Source organism: Rudaea sp. 3F27F6 (assembly GCF_005503555.1).
Taxonomy (GTDB): Bacteria; Pseudomonadota; Gammaproteobacteria; order Xanthomonadales; family Rhodanobacteraceae; genus Rudaea.
This window is the reverse complement of sequence record NZ_SCNG01000008.1, coordinates 42,223-58,603: the sequence shown is the minus strand read 5'-3', so window position 1 is coordinate 58,603 and position 16,381 is coordinate 42,223. Positions and strand designations below refer to the sequence as shown.

Annotated in this window: 16 protein-coding genes and 2 pseudogenes; all 18 read left to right on the top strand. The window is 58.6% G+C overall.

Translation table 11 applies throughout. The features are described from left to right. The first annotated feature begins 80 nt into the window (after positions 1-80). The 18 genes and pseudogenes from FFS30_RS22625 (at position 81) to cyoD (ending at position 16,153) form a co-directional block, all read left to right on the top strand. A complete protein-coding gene (locus FFS30_RS22625; protein ID WP_171014807.1) occupies positions 81-1,316 on the top strand; it encodes an efflux RND transporter periplasmic adaptor subunit in 1,236 nt (411 codons plus the stop codon). 10 nt (positions 1,317-1,326) lie between these two features. After that, positions 1,327-2,049, top strand: a complete 723-nt coding sequence (locus FFS30_RS22620; RefSeq protein WP_283235245.1) for an ABC transporter ATP-binding protein — start codon at positions 1,327-1,329, stop codon at positions 2,047-2,049. Then, entirely contained in the window at positions 2,046-3,284 is a 1,239-nt protein-coding gene (locus FFS30_RS22615; protein WP_137915473.1) for an ABC transporter permease, read from the top strand. The genes FFS30_RS22620 and FFS30_RS22615 overlap by 4 nt, the downstream gene beginning before the upstream one ends. Positions 3,285-3,302: 18 nt before the next feature. Further along, positions 3,303-4,547, top strand: a complete 1,245-nt coding sequence (locus tag FFS30_RS22610; protein WP_137915472.1) for an ABC transporter permease — start codon at positions 3,303-3,305, stop codon at positions 4,545-4,547. Positions 4,548-4,590: 43 nt separating this feature from the next. Beyond that, positions 4,591-5,601 carry an aminotransferase class I/II-fold pyridoxal phosphate-dependent enzyme gene (locus FFS30_RS22605; RefSeq protein WP_171014805.1) on the top strand — a complete coding sequence of 337 codons (1,011 nt, stop codon included), beginning with the start codon at positions 4,591-4,593 and terminating at the stop codon, positions 5,599-5,601. A 79-nt stretch (positions 5,602-5,680) separates the two neighbouring features. Further along, positions 5,681-5,839, top strand: a pseudogene (locus tag FFS30_RS22600) (transposase); the annotation flags it as partial. Between the two features lie 105 nt (positions 5,840-5,944). Next, a complete protein-coding gene (locus FFS30_RS22595; RefSeq protein ID WP_137915469.1) occupies positions 5,945-6,973 on the top strand; it encodes a 2-ketoarginine methyltransferase in 1,029 nt (342 codons plus the stop codon). A gap of 58 nt (positions 6,974-7,031) precedes the next feature. After that, positions 7,032-7,259: pseudogene (locus tag FFS30_RS22590) on the top strand (transposase); the annotation flags it as partial. Positions 7,260-7,312: 53 nt separating this feature from the next. Then, positions 7,313-7,918 (top strand): hypothetical protein, encoded by a 606-nt coding sequence (locus FFS30_RS22585; RefSeq protein WP_137915467.1) that lies wholly within the window; start codon positions 7,313-7,315, stop codon positions 7,916-7,918. A gap of 116 nt (positions 7,919-8,034) precedes the next feature. Then, positions 8,035-8,463: a hypothetical protein gene (locus tag FFS30_RS22580; protein ID WP_137915466.1), complete on the top strand. Its 429-nt coding sequence runs from the start codon at positions 8,035-8,037 to the stop codon at positions 8,461-8,463. A gap of 295 nt (positions 8,464-8,758) precedes the next feature. After that, positions 8,759-8,992, top strand: coding sequence for a hypothetical protein (locus FFS30_RS22575; RefSeq protein WP_137915465.1), 234 nt, complete (start codon positions 8,759-8,761; stop codon positions 8,990-8,992). A gap of 567 nt (positions 8,993-9,559) precedes the next feature. Next, entirely contained in the window at positions 9,560-10,660 is a 1,101-nt protein-coding gene (locus FFS30_RS22570) for a hypothetical protein (RefSeq protein WP_137915464.1), read from the top strand. 95 nt (positions 10,661-10,755) lie between these two features. Continuing rightward, positions 10,756-11,541, top strand: coding sequence for an MgtC/SapB family protein (locus FFS30_RS22565; RefSeq protein ID WP_137915463.1), 786 nt, complete (start codon positions 10,756-10,758; stop codon positions 11,539-11,541). A 316-nt stretch (positions 11,542-11,857) separates the two neighbouring features. Next, positions 11,858-12,085, top strand: a complete 228-nt coding sequence (locus tag FFS30_RS22560; protein ID WP_137915462.1) for a hypothetical protein — start codon at positions 11,858-11,860, stop codon at positions 12,083-12,085. A gap of 45 nt (positions 12,086-12,130) precedes the next feature. Further along, a complete protein-coding gene (gene cyoA / locus FFS30_RS22555) occupies positions 12,131-13,105 on the top strand; it encodes a ubiquinol oxidase subunit II (RefSeq protein ID WP_212742559.1) in 975 nt (324 codons plus the stop codon). A gap of 17 nt (positions 13,106-13,122) precedes the next feature. Then, positions 13,123-15,129 (top strand): cytochrome o ubiquinol oxidase subunit I, encoded by a 2,007-nt coding sequence (gene cyoB / locus FFS30_RS22550; protein WP_137915461.1) that lies wholly within the window; start codon positions 13,123-13,125, stop codon positions 15,127-15,129. Beyond that, positions 15,126-15,755 (top strand): cytochrome c oxidase subunit 3, encoded by a 630-nt coding sequence (locus FFS30_RS22545; protein ID WP_137915460.1) that lies wholly within the window; start codon positions 15,126-15,128, stop codon positions 15,753-15,755. Before cyoB ends, FFS30_RS22545 begins: the two co-directional genes overlap by 4 nt. Continuing rightward, the gene (gene cyoD, locus FFS30_RS22540; RefSeq protein ID WP_137915459.1) at positions 15,752-16,153 is read left to right on the top strand and encodes a cytochrome o ubiquinol oxidase subunit IV; all 402 of its coding nucleotides are present in this window, start codon (positions 15,752-15,754) and stop codon (positions 16,151-16,153) included. The genes FFS30_RS22545 and cyoD overlap by 4 nt, the downstream gene beginning before the upstream one ends. Positions 16,154-16,381: the final 228 nt, after the last annotated feature.

The following is a 16,381-nucleotide window of genomic DNA, read 5'->3' as shown; positions in this document are numbered from 1 at the left end:
ACATCCTCGACTGATCCCATGTCAACCGAAATCAGAGTCTTCGCCATGAACAATTTCTCCCAATTACCGATGTGCTCACCGTGAAGAAGCTAGTCATCGCTGCGGTTGTCCTGATCGTCGGCCTGAGCCTGCTTGTGTTGAGGAAAAGCATCAACAAAGAGGATGCACTTCCGGTTCAGGTGGAGCTGGCTCAACGGGCAACCATCGAGCAGAGGGTTCGTGCGACGGGAAAGATCCAGTCATCCATTCAAGTGAAGATCAGCGCCGACATCAGCGCGAAGATCACGCGTTTGCACGTCAAGGAAGGCGATCAGGTGAAGAAGGGGCAACTGCTGGTCGAACTGGACGGCACGCGACAAGCGGCCAGTCTGGCGAGCCAGGAAGCGTTAGTGAAATCCGCCCAGGATGAAGCCAGGCTCGCTCTGGCTAACAAGAAGCTCGCCGAGAGTCAACTCGAACGCGTCAAGCTTGTGTTCGCGCGGCAGTTGGAATCCCGCGATAGAGTGGATACCGCTACGAGCGCTTACGAAGTGGCAGCGGCCCGCTATTCGTCTGCCGTGGAGCAAATCAAAAAGGCGGAGGGTGAGCTCGAGCAAGCCAGGTACGACCAGGCCCTGACGCGCATCTTTTCGCCTATGTCCGGCACCGTCAGTGTGTTGAAGCGAGAGGCGGGGGAGATCGTGATCGGTTCCCAGTTCCAGGAAGACGTCATCATGATCGTCGCCGACCTGGGCCAGATGGAAGCCACGGTGAACGTCGACGAGAACAGCATCATGAAGGTGAAGATTGGCCAGCCCGCCACGCTCTCGGTCGACGCGCTTCCAGGAGCCGCGATCGTGGGTCGCGTGGCGGAAGTCGCGTCCAGCGCGCGCACGGCGGATCCAGGCGAAGTACTGCAGAAGACGGAATTCCGCGTGAAGGTGGCGATTACCGAGGGCGGTGGTCAGGTGCGACCGGGAATGACGGTCAACGCCAACATTCTGACGGATACGCGGCAGTCCGCGTTGAGCGTGCCGATTCAATCGGTGACCTTGCGGCCGGTGGCGAAATGGCGGCGGATCGACAGCGAATCCTCGAGTAGCAAGCCCATCGTCGATACGGATGGCTATGTGCAGCTCGTGTATGTCGTGGAAAACGGCAAGGCCGTCGCTCGTCAGGTGAAGGTCGGCATCCAGAACGAGGATCGAATCGAGATTCTCGACGGGTTGAAAGAAGGTGAGAACGTGGTTTCGGGAAGTTACCGCGCGATCACTCGTGACTTGAATGACGGCGATACCGTCGAGGTCGCCAAGAAAGGCCCAGTGGCCGGCTCCTGAAACCACGCAGATGACTACGGACGCCAACATGGTAGATGCGCAGCAGGCGCTGCTGCAGATCGACAACGTGACCAAGTCATATCAACTGGGCGATGAGACCGTTCAGGCGCTGCGCGGTGTTTCGCTGCGCGTCAGCAACAACGAGTACGTCGCCATCATGGGTTCGTCGGGCTCGGGAAAATCCACGCTCATGAACATGATCGGCTGCCTGGATGTGCCGACGTCGGGTACCTACCAGCTAGACGGGCAGATGGTGGGCAAGTTGAACGACGATGCGCTGGCTGAAATCCGCAACAGGAAGATCGGCTTCGTATTCCAGACCTTCAATCTCGTGCCGCGAATTTCCGTCTTCAAGAATGTCGAACTGCCGCTGATCTACAAGGGAGTGTCCAAAGCGGAGCGACGGGTTCTCGCGGAAGGCGCGATCGAGTCAGTCGGTCTTCGCGACCGGATGAAGCACAAGCCGAACGAACTATCCGGCGGTCAGCGGCAACGCGTGGCGATTGCACGCGCTCTCGTGTGCAAGCCGTCACTGATTTTGGCGGATGAGCCGACCGGAAATCTGGACAGCACGACCAGCGAAGAAATCATGGCGCTGTTCGATACCCTGCACCGCCAGGGAAACACCATCGTCGTCGTTACCCACGAAGAGGACATCGCAGCGCACGCTCAGCGCGTGGTGCGCCTGAAGGACGGATTGATCGAAAGCGACCGCAGGCGAACACTATCGTGAAGGTACAAATCGACATCGCCGAGGCCGCCAGGATTGCATGGAGCGCGGTCATCGCCAACAAGTCGCGCGGTGCGTTGACCGCGTTGGGCGTCATCATCGGCATCGTGGCCGTCACCACGACGATGATCGCGGCCAACACCATGCAGAACGTATTCCGGCAGTCGTTCGCTTCTGGCGGCGCCGATGTTCTTTACGTGTCCAGAACTCCCTGGGTCGATCTGAGTTCCGGCGCGCAATATCGGACCCGGCGAAATCTTGACCTGCATCAGAGCCGCGCTCTGGCGACTCGTCTCGAGGGCAGGGCCATCGTGGTGCCGAGTATCAGCATCGATCAATCCGCCCGTTTTTTCGCCAGCAAGATGACCGGAATCACGGTCATCGGCACGACGGACAAAGAGAGCCAGCTCTCCGATCTGATACCGGAGCGCGGACGTTTTCTCCTGCCGTTCGACGAGCAGAACAAGTTCGACGTCACGGTGCTGGGCGCCACCGTGGCTGAAGGGTTGTTCGGAAACCTCGAGCCCCTCGGCAAAACCTTTCAGATTGGCGAAAGGAATTTCCGTGTCATCGGCGTCATGGGCAAGCGGACCAACGGCTTCTTCGACGGTCCGGACTTCGACCGTCAGATATACATCCCGATCACCACGTTCGAGAAAGTGTTCGGCAATCCGTCCGGTCGCGCGAACGTCGACATCGCCGTCAAGGCGCCCTCACTCGAATCGATTGACGATTTTCAGTACGAAGTGACCGATGCGATGCGCAGGATTCGAGGCCTGCGTCCCGGTCAGCCGGATGACTTTTCCATCAGCACGTTGGACTCGCTCCTCACGTCGTACAACAACACGATCGGCGTCGTCGTACTGGTGGGATCGCTCATCACGGGCATCGCGCTGTTCGTTGGCGGAGTCGGCGTGATGAACATCATGTTCGTCTCGGTGAAGGAACGCACCAGGGAAATCGGCATCCGCAAATCCATCGGCGCGAAGCGGCGCAGCATATTGCTGCAGTTCCTGTTCGAGTCGGCATTGATCTGTTTGTTCGGTGGATTGATCGGCGTAGGGTTTTCCTGGGGAATTGCCCAACTGGCCGACGAACCCACCATGCCCGTCAGTTTGTCGCCGGGAATTTTTCTCAGTTCCTTGTTCATCGCCACTCTGGTCGGCGTCTGCTCTGGGTTGCTGCCTGCTATACAGGGCGCATATTTGAATCCAATCGAGGCGTTGCGTTACGAATGAACTTCGCGGAGCTGACTAATGCAAATTAGTGAGACCTTGTTCATGGCGCTGAATGCGATCCGTGACAACAAGCTGCGCTCATCGCTGACGTTGGTTGGCGTCATCCTGGGCGTTGCCTCGATTATCGCGGTAATGACTGCCGTTGCCGCGATTCAGAGATCCATCGAGTCGGAGATAACGGTTTTCGGAGCGCAAACGTTCCGGCTGCAAAGATTGCCAAAGGGTTTCGCGAGCGAAGAGCAGTTGGCTGCCTCCAAATACTGGCCCGCCGTCACGCAATCCGAAGCCCGCGCCATTCGTGAGAACGCCAAGCTGATCGACGCCGTCGGCATCGAACTCTGGGAGGACGGCAGGAGCGCTTCCTACAATGGAAGCTCCGCGGAGGCCAGCGTGTTCATCTGCGGCGGGACGCCGGAATATCCCGAAGTCAACGCGCATGCGATCGAGTCGGGTCGCAATCTTTCCCGCGTCGACCTGATGGCGGGACGAAAAGTCGTGGTGCTGGGCCACGCGCTCGCGAATGAACTCTTCCCGTACCTCGATCCGATCGGAAAGAAAATTCTGTTGGATGGGCAGAAGTACGAAGTCATCGGCGTCTTCACGAAAAAGGTGTCGGCGTTCAGCAGCCGCTTCGAGGCCATGGCGCTAATTCCGATATCGGCGTTCACCAGCGTCTACGGCAACGACGACTCCCAAGGTGTGCCGCGCTCGGTCAATGTCACGTTGCACGCCAGGAGTCCGGAAGTGCTGCTGGATGCAATCGAAGAAGCGCGAATGACCCTGCGACGCCTGCGTCATTTGAAGCCGCACGACGACGACAATTTCTATTACTTCACCAATCAGAGCGCCATCGAGAATTTCAAGAAGATCACCGTCGGGCTCAAGCTCGGCGCGTTCGTCATCGGCACCGTCTCGTTGCTGGTCGCCGGTGTCGGGATCATGAACATCATGTTGGTGTCCGTGACCGAGCGGACCCGGGAAATCGGCATCCGCATGGCGCTCGGCGCCAAGCGCAAAGACGTGCTGCGACAGTTTCTGCTCGAAGCGGCGGTGCTCTGCAATATCGGTGGCGTGATTGGCATCGCGATCGGCTTCGGTCTCGGAAATGTTTTGGCGTTGATCACCTCGCTCAAGGCCACCGTACCGTTGGCCTGGGCTTTTTACGGAATGATTTTCTGCAGTCTCGTCGGCCTGACGTTCGGCGTGATACCGGCGCGAAAAGCAGCGCGCCTGAATCCGATCGAATCGTTGCGCTACGAATGACTCGCGAAGATCAAAGTGTTGGAGAAGAAAAATGATGACGTTCATGAATTCAGCTTCCCGGCATCACCTGAATGAATCTCCGCACGAGATGCCGCGATTTCTGCTCGACGACATTCAAGACGCGTTGGCCGCGAGTTCCCGATATCCGATCGGGTACGAGCAACAAGTCACGGCGTTCGCGGCGAACTTCTACGGCGTAGAACCCGAGTGCGTTCTCTTCACGAACGGAGTCGATGATTGCGTCGATCGGATGGCGCGCCATTTCAGGCACATGCGCTTCATTTACATGAAGCCCGGCTTCGATGGGTATTGGCAGCGGCTCAAGCTGTTCGCGGACAACACTTTGGCCATTACATTGCGTCCCGACGATTTCACCATCGATCGGAACGACATCAAGAAGTTCTGCAAGTCGGATGTGGTGCTGATCGCCAATCCATCCAACCCGACGGGCATTTCGGCGTCTCAGCGCGATCTCGAAGAAATTCGCAACGCATGTGGAATCCTGTTTCTTGACCGCACTTACCGGCACTACTCACAACGGAAGAACCTGTCGCCGTTGGAGAAGAATCAGCTCACCTATCATTCCCTGTCGAAGGCTTATGGACTGGCCGGATTCAGGCTGGGAGTCGTGGTGGGGCCCAAGCACGAGATCGGCGGGCTGCGAAAGTTGGGAGGCTACTGTGCATTGGGCACCGTATCGTTGGCGCTCATCGAAAGCGCCCTCAAGAACGAGGCTTTCTTCATGGAACGCGCCTGTGCCGACGTGAAGGAAAGGAACCGGGTGTTTCGAGAGCTCGAAGCCATCGGCATCGGTATCAGAAACACCGAAACGAATTTCCTCCTGATCAAGACAAATGGTCGTTCCTATCAAGAACGACTTCAGGAGGAAAACATCCTGGTCAAGGATGCCGGGCCGCTCGGGTTGCCGGACTATCTACGAGTTTCCATCGGCCTCGAGAGCCAGAACGATCGGCTGATCTCCGCGATCGCAAAGATTCACAACGCGTTTGAAGCCGGGAACCACTTGCGTGGGCCCCGAGTGGAGAGTCTGTAATTTGAACTGCGTATTTGCTCCCCGAGAAACTACGGCGAAGCCGCGAGGAGCACACAGATGGCTTTATCGAAGGCGATTCGGCCATGAGCGCCATCAGAAGTCTGGTGTCAATCCGCGCAACGGCAAGAGCCGAAAGATCGTGCAGAGTTCGATTGGCGATCTGCAGACTGATACGCCACGCGATCGCGACGGCACGTTCAAACCGCAGTTGGTGCCCAAGCGCCAGGTTCGCCTGTCCCGTTAGGTGCGCTCTAATGAAATGCAGTTACACAGTTCATTCGACAGACCCCGAGTGGAGTCGGCCTACCAATCAATGCCGCAACAATTCTGAGGTACACAAAATATGATCACGAGCGATTTCGAATCGAAGCTGGTCGAGGGAATCCAGCCCATCCGACAGTTCGTCCTGGCAAGCAGCATCCACCATCTCTTCTCGAGTGGAATCTACGATGTATTGCGCTCCAGGAAATCCTGCGTTAATGGAATTTCTGACGAGATCGGGCTCGACAAGGCGCGGGTCTACGGATTCCTGATGTATCTCGTCAACGAGAACATCTTGGCTCAGGAAGATGAGCTTTTCGAGCTGAGCGAAAGGGGCAAGGATCTGGAGCAGTTTCGAGCCTGGTACACGATGCTCGTCGGCGGCTACGGTGGCACCTTTCTCGAGATCGGAGACAAATTGAAGTCCGGCTCCGGAGTGGCTCGAAGAGAGATCGTCAGTGTTGGAGTGGGAAGTTGTGGAATCAGCCACTACGACGCTTTTCCACTCACCAAGAAGTTGATTCAAAAAATGAGTTCTCCCCCCGCGACCATCTGCGACATGGGCTGCGGTAACGGCATGTACCTCATCGAGTTCTGTGAATACTTCGCCGGGATCAAGACCATCGGCATCGAGCCCAATGAAAGCAGCTGCTTGGTCGCTCGGGAATACATTGCATCCCGCAACATGAGTGATCGAGTGGAGATCATTTGTGCGGACGCGGCGGAGTGGGTCACCAGGCCTTCTGAGAACAAGCCCGACCTGTTCATCCTCGGTTTCGTCTTGCACGAAATCATGGGTCAGCGCGGCAGGGAAGAGGTGGTCCGTTTTCTCTCGACCATTCGCAAGAGCTGCCCGAAATCGGCCATCGCGGTGATCGAGGTCGACGATCAGATCGCGACACCCGGGATCATGCAGCACGGCCTCGCCAAGGCTTACTACAACCCGTACTACCTCCTGCACTACTTCACGAACCAGAAATTGCTGACCCCGAGTGAATGGGAAAGCATCTTTCACGATGCGGGATACGCGGTCACCGCAAAGGACACCACGAGCCTGAACGTCGACTCGACAGGCCTGGAGGTGGGGTATTTGTTGACGGCCTTGACCTGACTTGGAACACCTAGTCCAGATCGAAAGTTCTTAAACTGAGAACGAGGAGATTTGGACCATGCCCAAGAAACGCTTTAACGCCGAAGAGATCATCCACAAGCTGCGCGAGGCCGAAGTGCTCTCGGCGCAGGGACGCACCGTTGCCGATATTGCTCGCCAGCTCGGCGTGACCGAGCAAAGCTACTTTCGTTGGTGCAAGGAATACGGCGGCTTGAAGGTCGATCAAGCCAAGCGATTGAAGGACCTGGAACAGGAGAACGCACGGCTGCGATTGGCCGCGATCTCGCCCTCTACACCCGCTTGAGGGAATTGATTCAGAAGTACCTGGGCTGGGAGCCAATGAAGGAGGCGTTGGCGAGGTACAAGGTCACTTATGAGCAGCTTCTGCGGGCACTAAACCGATGTGTGGCACTGGCGGGCGATGGCAAACCTTTCGGGTGGCGGGCGCTCGAGCCGTATTGCCATAAGCGTGACCAGACTTTACGAGCGCTCTATGCGTACGCCGCCCCGCGCGGGCATTTGTTCTTCATCATTGACGAGGCCCAGGAAATCAACGAGCTGGAGTTGTGTTGGCTCAAGGCGATTATTAACTGGCTGGTGCGCCGCGATTGCCGTGTCACGGTGGTGATGTTCGGCCAGCAGGAGCTTCTCATTTTGCGCGATACGCTAATTACGAATGCGCGTTCGGATCTGGATGTGCGCTACACGAGTGAGCTGTACGAATTCGAAAATATCCGCGATGCGAAGGATCTATCCGTGACGTTCGCGGCGTGTGATGAGAGCTCTGAATTTCCGGTAGGTAGCGGCTGCTCTTACTCGCATTTCTTTTGGCCGCTGGCGTTCGCGCACGGTTTTCGGCTTGCGCCGCAAGCCGAGATGGCGTGGGCGGCATTCGTCAAAGCCTCGCCTAACACGCGTTGCAAAAACGGGATTTGCATGCGCTGAGTCGCTCTCGTGCTGGCGGAGCTCGCCCAGGCAACTAGGGACGGCGACCGAAGCTGACACTCATGCGGAAGCGCTCAATCTTCATCCACCAGTTGAAGAAGAATAGGAACGACAGGATGACGACGACAACCAATTTCATTTCGACCTGCTGCGCGAAACGCAACGATGGAACAATCTGCGGCGCGTTTACAAAGTATGAAGTTGTTGTAAAATCTTCTGAAAAATCGGGAAAGCTAGAGCAGGAATTTGGCGTATGTGCTGAGCATCTCGATACCAGCCTCAGCCAACTTTTGGCCCAGGTGCCGATTGATCCGACCCCTCATAAGTGTGATTTGCCGGACTGCGGGCGCCCGGTGCATCTTCGACCGGTCAACCCGACAGGGCAGTGTCTGCCGTTGTACGACATGACCATCTGCTTTACTCACTTAAACGCCTATGCTCTCGGCTGGCCGCGTACTCGCGAGCACTTTGTCCTCACTTGGCTAGACAAGAGAAACATGCCATTTCCAAAGCGCAATAGTGTCGGTTTGTTCCCATTGCTCTAGCCTATCTGGGCCCAAACGATTGCTTCGACGGGATGCGACTGATTGGCGGGAACAAACCTAAACCTTGATGACTGGCCGTAGAGCTATAACGGGCGCTGTTTATCGTTTGTAGGGTTGAGAATTCCCTGGTGTGATCAGGATCTGGCTGGCGTTGTCAGATGCCCGTCCGAACGGTCGTGAGAGCGCTGATTAGGGTGCGTTATCGTGGATAGAGAGGGGCAGTTATCGACCGATTCCATTGAAAAAATCGGTTGAACCGATCATCTGAGGCCGGTTCAGTGACCTCATTGATCAGTTGAAGGTCGACGAAATAATGGGATGCCATTTCGTGCTCATCGCCGCGGGCGGCGCACGTCAATCGCCCGACCGCGGTGATTACATCCTGCGTTTGCGCTGCCCGAGGGAGCGGCTCATTGATTGCCACGCCGGCCTAAGCGTAGCCGGGATGCGCGCAGCGCGCTCGAACGGATTGCTGCAATCCAATCCGGATCGCGTTCGCGATCCGGATTTTTCCTCGCGCGCGTCGTAACAATTGATCGTGGCTGCCCGGCTCTTTCGCTCACGTGCATTGAAATCGGGCGGGACCCTAGGGGAAGGTCCCGCCCATCCGAAGTCCGTTTCGTACGATATCCCTTTCGTGCACCTCTTTATCGCGTCGCTTCACAGCGATACTTTCGTAACGCAGATCCGGGAGGGCATCGCGTTGCGATTCGCCGCATCCTCTGCAGCAAGTATCAATTACGTAGAAACGTGCGTGAACCCGTCACGTCTTACGAGCTTTTCGCCACGGCTGAGTTTTCGAGCTGACGGCCGCATGAGATTCGATCTCCGGCTGACGAGAAGCTATGCGCAGCGCGTAGCCGTATGCGGTGCCTGCTTATTTCGCGAAAGTAACAAGAAATCGTGCCGTCCGATTTCCGTGAAGGCTTTGTCGGCCGTTTAGCGTACATAACCCACATATTTTGGGTTATCGGTCGTGCGCCGATTTTTTTTCGACGCGGGATCGTGCGTGTTCGGGGTCTGTCGATGTCGTGGTTGCTGCGCGCCGCGCGGGGAAGTGGCGTGTCTTATCGCACTTACTCTAGGAGAGAGATGCATGAAGTCGAATGCGAAGTTCGCGAAACGTTGTGTGCTCACCGTTGCATGCGCCATCGGTTCAATGAGTCTGTTTGCACTGACGCCGGCCGGCGCGGCGGAGGCCTATCACGGTGTCGCCGTGGGTCCAACGTCTGAGGCACTGCACGCATGGCATGAAAACCTCAAAGCATTCCCGCCGATGGAAGAAGGCTGCTTTCACGCAAATTATCCGAGCCTAGTCTGGGAACAAGAAGAATGTCTGCCCCCACCAACGTATGAGTCGATACCGCCCGCACAGATTGGAAAAGGTAGCGCCACGGTAGCGGCCGGTACGAACTCGGAGACAAGCGACGTGGTGAGTGCCGCAGACGGCGCAGTGTTCCAGACCGTCGGCAACGGTTACGACTACGCTGCGAAGACTTCCGGTACATTCGGGTCGACAACCGGCAGCTTCCCCACGGTGACGGGCGTAACATCTGCGAGCACGGACGCATATACGCTGCAGATCAATACCAACAATAGCGCCGGCCCGGCGGCTTTGTGCAAGGGCTACAGCATCTCCAATTGCACGACGTGGCAGCAATTTATCTACGCTTCGGCAGGTCCCAACGTTACACCAGGCCCGGCTGCGATATTCATACAGAATTGGATATTCCCACTGCCGAAAAGATGCCCGAGCGGTTGGACGCGTTCCGTTGCCGGCGGCGGCTGCGTCAAGAACAGTGCCGCGGTAACCGTGAGTACCGTCGCTTTATCTGATTTGGCAAAAGCGAAGCTGTCGGGTTCGGCATCGACGAGCGGCAACGACGTGGTCACGTTCACTTATGGCACGACCGTAAAGTCCGTCAGCCAGAAAGGTAGTACGCTCGATATAGGATCTACCTGGAATAAATCCGAATTCAACGTGTTCGGCAACGGCAGCACGTCCCCCGTGGTCTCGTTTAACAAGGGTTCGTCGCTTACGGTGAAAGTGGAGGTCAATGACGGCACCACCCGCGCTCCGACCTGCACGGGTCCGACCGGAGCTGGCGAAACTTACGAACAAAACAACTTGACCTTGGGCGCCTGCACTGCTGCGGGTGGTTCGTCGCCTTACATTCAGTTCACTCAGTCGAACTGATGAAAGTGTGAGTTCAGATCTTGGGCCGGACTGAGAATCGACGGATTCTCGGTCCGGTCCAGAAAGCGGCGATTTGCAGCAACTCCTTGGCATAGATGCAAATGCCGGTTCCGTTTTCGTTATCTAACGGTTCCGTGCCTACTGCTTGCAGTGCGTCCTGCTCCGGCCGGCATGCACGTGTTTTCGCCGAGGAATACGGTTTAATGACCGAAGAAATGACGATTCCTTTTCTTCCGGATATAGACGTCCTGCTGCGCGTGCTAGTTGCGCTCGGCCTAGGTTGGCTGCTCGGATACGAACGTTATTCCCACGGCCGCGCCGCGGGCACGCAAGTCTATTGCCTGGTCTGTACGGCTTCCTGCGCACTTACTGCAGTGTCCGGGCCGCCGACGAGTTTCACCGGCAGCATTCTCACTGGCATCGGCTTTCTAGGCGCGGGCATCATCGTCAAGAGCGGTACGAATATCCGCGGGCTCACGACCGCCGCTTCGGTCTGGTCCTCGGCCGCGATTGGCATTCTCGTCGGGCTCGGCCACCTTCTCGCGGCTGTCTGTGTGGTGGCGATCTTCATCGTCTGCATGGTGTACGTGCCGCGCATCGAGCGGCTGTTTCCGGTGCAGATTGCTCTGGAGGTGTCTCTGCACTACCGCCAGGGGCATCGGCCAAACGAAGAGGTCGTGCGCAGTTTCCTACAGCAGCACGGGCTGACGATGCTCGGTGACAGTCTCTCCGTGAGCTACCAGGACGATGCATACCAATTCCGTTTTCTGGTCATGGCCGATTCGATGACGCGCGCGCAGCTCATTTCGCGCACCACCGGCGAACTGCCGAACCTACCGCACGTCGAGAGCTTCTCGATCAATCAGACCCACCGCGCATAAGCCGCGTGGCATCTGCATACGGACCGCCGTGAGCGATCACGGCCGAGCCTGCCCGAGCATGGCGACACACGCCGATTCCGTCGCGAGGATCGCGCTTGAAGGGTTCGGCGGCATTTTTACGTACGTATAGAAAAGTCGGACGAGTTCGACGTCACGGGCAGTTTGTCCGGAATTGCCGAGGTGTGCCGTCTTGCATTGACTTCGCTTGCGGTCCGTCAAAACCGGGCCGGTTTTGTAGCAAGCGATAAGCATTGGGAGTCCTCACGAATTCCCGAGACCAGGAACAAGGAACGCGTCTTCGCGATGGGGTGCCGGAATGAGTCGCTACCAGGTCTTTCAGTACGAATCCGTGCGGGATATGCAGCGCTCGTGGCTGATCCTCGACACGGAATCCCATTTCATCGCGAGGCTCAACGGCCTTTGGCTGGAGAGCATGACCAAGACCGATGCCGATCGCATGGCCGTACTGCTCAATTGGGTCGATTCGGCACGCGCAGATTCGGCGCAGCGCACACGTTCCGAGAGTGGTGGCCAGCCAACGTGAACCGTCTTGGCGGCAACGACAGAAATGCGGACAAGGAGGTCTTCGGTGTCTGAGAGCATTTTGCAGGCCGTCGCTCCTGCGGGCAGCCCAGCCGCCGCGGCGAACGCAACCGCTTCACCGCAGCGCCCGCGCCATCCTTTGCTGCGCAGCCGCGCTTTCGGCGTTGCGCCGCTGTTGCTCACCGCGTGCAGCGGCGGCGTGCTCGATCCGAAAGGTCCGATCGGCGACGCCGAGCGCAGTATCCTGCTCAACTCGTTCGTCATCATGCTGTTCGTTGTCGTGCCGGTGATCGTGCTGACGCTCGCATTCGCCTGGTGGTTCCGCGCCTCGAATCCGCGCGCGAAGTACATGCCGGATTGGGTCTACTCGGGCCGCATTGAGTTCATCGTCTGGTCGATTCCCGCGCTTGTCGTCATGTTTCTCGGCGGCATCGCCTGGGTCGGCTCGCACGACCTCGATCCGTGGGCGCGGATCGAATCGAAGAAGCCGCCGGTCGAAATCCAGGTCGTGTCGCTCGACTGGAAGTGGTTGTTCATCTATCCCGACCAGGGCATCGCGACGGTCAACGAACTCGTCGTGCCGGCGCAGACGCCGCTGCATTTCCACCTGACCTCGGCGACGGTGATGAACAGCTTCTTCGTGCCGCAGCTCGGCAGCCAGATCTACACGATGGCCGGCATGGAATCGCAATTGAATCTGCTCGCTCATGCGCCGGGCGTGTTCGACGGTCTCTCCGCGCAGTTCAGCGGCGAGGGCTTTCCGGAGATGCGCTTCAAACTGCGCGCGCTCGCCGACGCCGACTACGCCGCCTGGATCGATGGCCGGCGCGGCGCAGGCGACAGGCTCGATGCGGCCGCCTATCGGACGCTGTTGCAGCCGGGCGTGGAAAAGCAGCCTCGATATTTCGGTGCGGTGGAGTCGAATCTGTTCCAGCACATCCTCATGCAGTCGCACACGCTGCCGGCCATGAAGGCGCAAGCGGGCAACGGCGAAACCGCCGCGTCCGCGCATATGCATTGAAAGACAAGGAGACCGAGATGCTGGGCAAGCTGACCTGGGCGGCGATTCCGACCGACGAACCGATCGCGCTGATCACAGTGCTCGTCGTCTTGCTCGGGATCGGCGCGGTGCTCGCGTGGATCACCGTGAAGGGCCACTGGACCTATCTTTGGAAAGAGTGGATCACCAGCGTCGATCACAAGCGCGTGGGCGTCATGTATTTTCTGCTCGGCCTGGTCATGTTACTGCGCGGTTTCGCCGACGCGATCATGATGCGTACTCATCAGGCGCTCGCGGTCGGTGGCGCCGATGCGGGCTACCTCGCGCCGGATCACTTCAACCAGATCTTTTCGGCACACGGCACGATCATGATCTTCTTCACTGCCATGCCGTTCATGGTCGGGCTGATGAACTACGTCGTGCCGCTGCAGATCGGCGCGCGCGACGTGGCCTATCCGACTTTGAACTCGGTGAGTTTCTGGATCACCGCAGCCGGTATGGCGCTGATCAATATTTCGCTCGGCGTCGGCGTCTATTCGCGCGCCGGCTGGCTGGCTTATCCGCCGCTGTCGGAGCTGCAGTTCTCGCCCGATGTCGGCGTCGACTACCACCTGTGGGCATTGCAGATCTCGGGCGTCGGCACGTTGATGAGCGGCATCAACCTGGTCGCGACGATCTTCAAGATGCGCGCACCGGGCATGACCCTGACGCGCATGCCGATCTTCTGCTGGACCGCACTCGCGTCGAACCTGCTGATCGTCGCCGCGTTCCCGATTCTCACCGCGACGTTCGCGATGCTCCTGCTCGACCGTTACCTCGGCTTTCATTTTTTTACCAACGATGCCGGCGGCAACGCGATGATGTACGTCAACTTGATCTGGGCATGGGGGCATCCCGAGGTATATATCCTCATTCTGCCCGCGTTCGGTGTGTTCTCCGAGGTGATCTCGACGTTCTCGGGCAAGCCCTTGTTCGGCTACCGCTCGATGATCGCGGCGACCATGGTGATCTGCGTGCTGTCGTTTATGGTCTGGTTGCACCACTTCTTCACTATGGGCGGCGGCGCCGACGTCAATGCGTTCTTCGGCATCATGACCATGATCATCTCAGTGCCGACCGGAGTGAAGGTGTTCAACTGGATGTTCACCATGTACGGCGGGCGCGTGCGCTTCACCGCGCCGGTGCTGTGGACGATCGGCTTTATGATCACCTTTGTGATCGGCGGCATGACCGGCGTGATGCTGGCGATTCCGCCGAACGATTTCCTTCTGCACAACAGCCTGTTCCTGATCGCGCATTTCCATAACGTCGTCATCGGCGGCGTCGTCTTCGGCGCGCTTGCGGGCTATATGTACTGGTTTCCGAAAGCGTTCGGTTTCAGGCTGCACGAAGGTTGGGGCAAGGCCTCGTTCTGGTTCTGGTGTATTGGTTTCTACATCGCCTTCATGCCGCTCTACGGCCTCGGGCTTATGGGCATGACGCGGCGCATGCAGCACTACGACAATCCCGCGTGGCAGCCGTGGCTCGTCGTGGCGATGTTCGGCACGGTGCTGATCTTCTTCGGCATCGTCTGCCTCGTCATCCAGTTGGCCGTCAGCATCCGCCGGCGCGAAGCGCTGGCCGACACCACCGGCGATCCCTGGGACGGCCGCTCGCTCGAATGGATCACGACCTCGCCGCCGCCCTCGTTTAACTTCAGCGTGCTGCCCGACGTGCGCGGCGAAGAAGCCTATTGGGGTATCAAGCAGGCGGCGCTGCGTGCGCGGCGGCTTGCCGACAAGCCGGTCTATGAGCCGATTCACCTGCCGCACAACAGCCCGACCGGATTCTTCACCGCGTTCTTCGCCGTCGTGCTCGGCTTCGCCATGATCTGGCATATCTGGTGGCTGGCGATTCTCGGTCTGGTCGGTGCGTTCGCCGGCTTCGTCGTGTTCGCCTGGCGCGACGAGGACGAATACGAAGTGCCTGCGGCCGAAGTCGCCGCCTATGACGAACAGCGCCGCGCGATACGCCAGAGCCTCGTCGATACGGAGGCCCGCGCATGAGCGCCGTCGCCATCGCGGACGATCCGCAGCGTCTTGCCGCGCATCACGGCGGCAATGGGCCGGCGCCCAAGCGCATCGTTGTCGGCTACGGCTTCTGGGTTTTCCTGCTGTCCGACTTCATTATGTTCTCGGGCTTCTTCGCCGCGTACGCCGCGCTCAAGAACGCGACGGCCGGCGGCCTAGGCGCGCGCGAGCTATTCGATCTCGGCAATGTCGCCGTGGAGACGGTCTGCCTGCTGCTGTCGAGCTTCACCTGCGGCATGGCCGCGCTCGCCGTGTCGGTGCGCAACCGCATCTGGACGCAGTTCTGGTTGCTCGCCACCGGCCTGCTCGGGCTTGCGTTCTTCGCGCTCGAAGTGCGCGAGTTCCACGAACTGATCGAGGCCGGCAACGGACCGCAGCGCAGCGCTTTCCTCTCGGCGTTCTTCACTCTGGTCGGCTGTCACGGCGCGCACATCGTCGCCGGCGGGCTCTGGCTCGGCACGATGATGGCGCAGTTCTGGTTCAAAGGCTTCAACGAAATGCTGATCCGGCGCTTCATGTGTTTCAGCCTTTTCTGGCACGCGCTCGATATCGTCTGGGTCGCCATTTTCACCATCGTCTATCTCATGGGAGTCGCCGGATGAGCGCGGATAAAAACACCGAATGGCAGGGCGACCTTGCGCCGGGCGACGAACTGGCCGAGGACAGCGGCGTTTCCGCCGGCGTGCGCGGCTATCTGATCGGCCTTGTCGTTTCCCTGCTGCTGACCGCGGCATCGTTCCTGATCATCCACGACACGTTTCTGTGGAAGCCCGGCATTCCGGTTGCGCTCGGCGTGCTCGCGGTCGCGCAGATGGGCATCCATCTGGTTTTCTTCCTGCATCTCAACACCGGACCGGACAACACGAACAATATCCTCGCGCTGGCGTTCGGCGTTCTTATCGTCGCGATCGTCGTCAGCGGCTCGCTTTGGATCATGTCGCATCTCAATAACAACATGATGCCAATAGAGCGCGTGATGGATCTGCATCAGCAGCGCTGATTTGGCGGCGTGCGAACGCATGCCGCGCGCGAGTCGACCCCGCGCGAGGGCGATCATCTGAACGGTATCTGTGCGCGAATGCCCGCCGCGCGGAAACGCCGAAGGTTCGCGCGATCGTTTTACGTACCTATGTGGAAGGTCGTTTGCGGCTCATCACGAGCCGCGTCGTGCTGTGTCCGGCCTGTTCGGGCGAATGCCCGCGCGGCATGGCGTACACGCGAAGAATAT

Coding starts and splice junctions, on each gene's coding strand:
- FFS30_RS22620 (WP_283235245.1), top strand. CDS start 1,327: ATGACTACGGACGCCAACATGGTAGATGCGCAGCAGGCGCTGCTGCAG.
- FFS30_RS22610 (WP_137915472.1), top strand. CDS start 3,303: ATGCAAATTAGTGAGACCTTGTTCATGGCGCTGAATGCGATCCGTGAC.
- FFS30_RS22605 (WP_171014805.1), top strand. CDS start 4,591: ATGAATTCAGCTTCCCGGCATCACCTGAATGAATCTCCGCACGAGATG.
- FFS30_RS22595 (WP_137915469.1), top strand. CDS start 5,945: ATGATCACGAGCGATTTCGAATCGAAGCTGGTCGAGGGAATCCAGCCC.
- FFS30_RS22585 (WP_137915467.1), top strand. CDS start 7,313: ATGAAGGAGGCGTTGGCGAGGTACAAGGTCACTTATGAGCAGCTTCTG.
- FFS30_RS22580 (WP_137915466.1), top strand. CDS start 8,035: ATGACGACGACAACCAATTTCATTTCGACCTGCTGCGCGAAACGCAAC.
- FFS30_RS22570 (WP_137915464.1), top strand. CDS start 9,560: ATGAAGTCGAATGCGAAGTTCGCGAAACGTTGTGTGCTCACCGTTGCA.
- FFS30_RS22565 (WP_137915463.1), top strand. CDS start 10,756: ATGCAAATGCCGGTTCCGTTTTCGTTATCTAACGGTTCCGTGCCTACT.
- FFS30_RS22560 (WP_137915462.1), top strand. CDS start 11,858: ATGAGTCGCTACCAGGTCTTTCAGTACGAATCCGTGCGGGATATGCAG.
- cyoB (WP_137915461.1), top strand. CDS start 13,123: ATGCTGGGCAAGCTGACCTGGGCGGCGATTCCGACCGACGAACCGATC.
- FFS30_RS22545 (WP_137915460.1), top strand. CDS start 15,126: ATGAGCGCCGTCGCCATCGCGGACGATCCGCAGCGTCTTGCCGCGCAT.
- cyoD (WP_137915459.1), top strand. CDS start 15,752: ATGAGCGCGGATAAAAACACCGAATGGCAGGGCGACCTTGCGCCGGGC.